We start from the raw sequence: 3,665 nt of genomic DNA, 5'->3' as shown, positions 1-3,665 counted from the left end.
CTAATTTAAACATGGGTGATGAAATCACGATCCACCCTTACGAAGGAAAGATCACTAATGCGGACGGTGATATTGTATCTACCTTTGAATTATCGCCCACTACTATGCCTGATGAAGTGCGTGCTGGCGGTAGAATCCCACTTATTATTGGTCGCGGCCTAACGGATAAAACCCGTCAAGATCTTGACTTACCGGTTAGCGACCTTTTCTTGCGCCCAGAAGACGCTAGCAATAGCGATGCAGGCTATACACTGGCGCAGAAAATCGTCGGCAAGGCATGTGGTGTTGACGGCATTCGCCCAGGAACTTATTGCGAACCACGTATGGCCACAGTTGGCTCTCAAGATACTACCGGTGCCATGACCCGTGATGAATTAAAAGAGTTGGCTTGTTTGGGATTTTCTGCTGATTTGGTCATGCAAAGTTTTTGTCATACAGCCGCCTATCCCAAACCTGTTGATTTAGAACTACAACACTCTTTGCCTGACTTCATGCAATCTCGTGGCGGTGTAGCGCTTAAACCAGGTGATGGCGTTATTCATTCTTGGTTAAACCGTATGTTACTGCCTGACACAGTGGGCACTGGTGGCGATTCGCATACTCGCTTCCCAATGGGCATTAGTTTTCCAGCAGGTTCTGGCTTAGTGGCTTTTGGCGCATCCATTGGCGTATTACCACTTGATATGCCAGAATCTGTTTTAGTGCGTTTTTCTGGCACTATGCAAGAAGGCATTACGCTGCGTGATTTGGTTAATGCTATTCCTTATGTTGCTATTCAACAAGGCTTGTTAACCGTTGAAAAGGCCAACAAGAAAAATATTTTCTCAGGTCGAATTTTAGAAATTGAAGGCTTGGATGATCTTAAAGTTGAACAAGCATTTGAATTAACCGATGCTTCTGCCGAACGTTCAGCTAATGGTTGTACGATTAAACTCAACAAAGCGCCAGTAGCTGAATATTTACAATCCAATATTGCCTTATTGTCATCCATGATTGACATGGGTTACGAAGATAAAAAAACCCTTGCACGACGCATCAAGGCTATGCAGAAATGGCTAGACGCACCTGAATTATTAGAGGCTGATAACAATGCCGAATATGCCGCTGTACTTGACATCAATCTTGATGATATTAAGGAGCCAATCTTAGCTTGTCCGAATGACCCAGATGATGTTAAAACCCTGTCAGACGTCGCTAATACTAATATTGACGAGGTGTTTATCGGCTCATGCATGACCAATATTGGTCATTTTAGAGCAGCGGCACAACTACTTAAAGATGAATCTAACTTGCCAACTGAACTTTGGGTTGCGCCGCCAACACGCATGGATGAGGCACAACTCAAAAAAGAAGGTGTTTATGAAATATTCGACACAATCACTCAGCATACAGAAATTCCTGGATGTTCGCTCTGTATGGGCAACCAGGCACGCGTTAACGATAATGCAACCGTGGTTTCCACTTCAACCAGAAACTTTCCAAATCGCTTAGGTGATAATGCTGATGTGTACTTATCTTCTGCTGAAGTTGCTGCCATTGCCGCTAAATTAGGCCACATCCCGACAACCGATGAATATTTATCGGCCATGCGTGAAATGCAGCCTGCATCGACAAATATCTATCAGTATTTAAACTTTGATCAAATCGCCGAATATCAAGCAGCGGTTGGCCATATTGAACTAGATACAATTTTGAAAAACTAAGACTGATTGAGCCTGCAATAAAAAAGCCGCTGTAAAAGCGGCTTTTTTATTGTTTTGTTAAAAGTGCTAATTATTTAATCTTAGCTTCTTTATACATAACGTGTTGTCTAACAACTGGATCATACTTTTTAACTTCAACTTTTTCAGGGTGAAGACGCTTATTTTTAGTCGCTGTGTAAAAGTGACCTGTTTTTGCTGATGATACTAATTTGATTTTTTCTCTCATAATCTACTCCTAAACCTTTTCGCCACGAGCGCGGATTTCTTTAAGCACTTCATCAATGCCTTTTTTGTCAACAATACGTAAACCTTTAGCCGTTAGCTTAAGCTTTACAAAACGGTTCTCACTTTCCACCCAAAAACGGTGCGTGTGAAGGTTTGGATAAAAACGACGACGCGTTCTATTGTTTGCGTGTGATACATTGTTACCACTAATTGGTCGCTTACCAGTTACTTGACATACCTTTGCCATGACTCTACCTTTCGAAAATCTAAAAGAAGGGAATTATACTTAAAATTATTTAACTTTCTTGGTTAAATTTTATAAAAATCCTATTTACTATTGCATTAACTAGCTGTATCATACCCCACTTCGGAGGGATGGCAGAGCGGCTGAATGCACTGGTCTTGAAAACCAGCAAGGACTAATATCCTTCCAGGGTTCAAATCCCTGTCCCTCCACCATATTAAAAATAAACATGATAACTACTAGATATACCATCTCAGGCGTTACTCAAGACGGACAAAAATTCCGACCTAGCGATTGGACTGAACGATTAGTCTGCATCCAAAAAGAACAACTCATTAAAAACAATGGACATCTTAAAGTCAAAAAAAATTGACGGCATTAAGTCTATTGTATTTGATAGTCAGTTAGAAAACACCTGCCCATTTACCTTTGAGCGTCTACTTTCATTTGCCAAAATCAACCACTTGAGTGTTACTCAAGAGGAGATCGATTTGCCAGGCTAATTGACAAGCTGCTTACAATAAGCTGTTAGACGCCGTATTGATCTCGATAAGCCTCGATGCGTTCAATCAATGCTTGATCGTCGCCTTGCTTTAAGTAATCGATTAGATGACCTAGGTTAATAATACTAAGCACGCTAATGCCAAAATTTTCTTCGACTTCCTGAATGGCTGATTTGTCGCCTTTACCTTTTTCTTGACGATCAACGGCAACAATTACGCCCTTGGCTTTAGCGCCATTCGCATCGATAATATCCATGGCCTCACGAATTGCTGTACCAGCGGTAATCACATCATCAATAATTAAAATATCACCTTCCAGTGCATGGCCAACAATATCACCACCTTCGCCATGTGTTTTAGCCTCTTTGCGATTAAAACTATAAGGCACATTGATGTTAAATGAATCATTAAGCGCCATGGCACAAGCGGTTGCTAGTGGAATACCTTTGTATGCTGGGCCAAACAGCACGTCAAAATCAAGGCCGCTTTCAGTAATAGCTTGTGCGTAAAATTTGCCTAATTTTGAGAGGTGCTCACCGGTATTAAACGAACCGGCATTAAAGAAATAAGGGCTAACACGACCAGATTTAAGCGTAAATTCGCCAAATTTTAACGCGCCAATTTCCAACATAAAATCTACAAAGTCTTTTTGATACTGCTGCATACAATCCTCTTATTTCATTAAAATATTTCCAATGAAGAGAATTATAACGGCTAATGTCAACGGCATTCGAGCAGCTGAGCGAAAAGGTTTTTTTGACTGGATAAAAACCCAAGATGCAGATGTGGTCTGCCTGCAAGAAATCAAGGCGCAAGAAGATCAGCTTGATGAGCGCTTTTATCCAAAAAACTATCATTGTTACTATCAGCCAGCTGAGAAAAAAGGCTATTCTGGCACCGCAATTTTTAGCAAAATAAAGCCCAACAAAATCAGCATTAGCCCGTGGGACGATATTAATTTTGAAGGGCGCTTTATTCAAGCCGATTTTG

The 3,665-nt window shown here is 41.0% G+C and carries 6 protein-coding genes, 1 tRNA gene and 1 pseudogene; 5 read left to right on the top strand and 3 right to left on the bottom strand.

The window, feature by feature from the left end:
* The coding region (locus tag PSN35_RS06600; protein WP_300031160.1) for a bifunctional aconitate hydratase 2/2-methylisocitrate dehydratase at positions 1-1,703 on the top strand (1,703 nt) is incomplete at its 5' end.
* A gap of 70 nt (positions 1,704-1,773) precedes the next feature.
* Here PSN35_RS06600 and rpmG read toward each other — a convergent pair.
* Entirely contained in the window at positions 1,774-1,929 is a 156-nt protein-coding gene (rpmG, locus tag PSN35_RS06595) for a 50S ribosomal protein L33 (protein WP_300031157.1), read from the bottom strand.
* A 9-nt stretch (positions 1,930-1,938) separates the two neighbouring features.
* A complete protein-coding gene (gene rpmB, locus PSN35_RS06590) occupies positions 1,939-2,175 on the bottom strand; it encodes a 50S ribosomal protein L28 (RefSeq protein ID WP_300031154.1) in 237 nt (78 codons plus the stop codon).
* Between the two features lie 122 nt (positions 2,176-2,297).
* On the opposite strand from rpmB, the gene PSN35_RS06585 reads away from it, so the two are divergent.
* The 3 genes and pseudogenes from PSN35_RS06585 to PSN35_RS06580 form a co-directional block, all read left to right on the top strand.
* Positions 2,298-2,387 (top strand) — tRNA-Ser (locus tag PSN35_RS06585).
* 14 nt (positions 2,388-2,401) lie between these two features.
* The gene (locus tag PSN35_RS07680; protein ID WP_367183404.1) at positions 2,402-2,545 is read left to right on the top strand and encodes a DUF3579 domain-containing protein; all 144 of its coding nucleotides are present in this window, start codon (positions 2,402-2,404) and stop codon (positions 2,543-2,545) included.
* Positions 2,508-2,675, top strand: a pseudogene (locus PSN35_RS06580) (DUF3579 domain-containing protein); the annotation flags it as partial. The gene PSN35_RS07680 and the pseudogene PSN35_RS06580, both read left to right, overlap by 38 nt.
* Positions 2,676-2,700: 25 nt before the next feature.
* Here the strand turns inward: PSN35_RS06580 and pyrE are convergent.
* Positions 2,701-3,339 carry an orotate phosphoribosyltransferase gene (gene pyrE, locus PSN35_RS06575; protein WP_300031151.1) on the bottom strand — a complete coding sequence of 213 codons (639 nt, stop codon included), beginning with the start codon at positions 3,337-3,339 and terminating at the stop codon, positions 2,701-2,703.
* A gap of 31 nt (positions 3,340-3,370) precedes the next feature.
* Here pyrE and PSN35_RS06570 point away from each other — a divergent pair.
* The coding region (locus tag PSN35_RS06570) for an endonuclease/exonuclease/phosphatase family protein (protein ID WP_300031148.1) at positions 3,371-3,665 on the top strand (295 nt) is incomplete at its 3' end.

The sequence above is a fragment of the Candidatus Thioglobus sp. genome, from assembly GCF_028599055.1.
Classification (GTDB): Bacteria; Pseudomonadota; Gammaproteobacteria; order PS1; family Pseudothioglobaceae; genus Thioglobus_A.
Note: the sequence above shows the minus strand (reverse complement) of the source record. Positions and strands in the feature narration are given on the sequence as shown.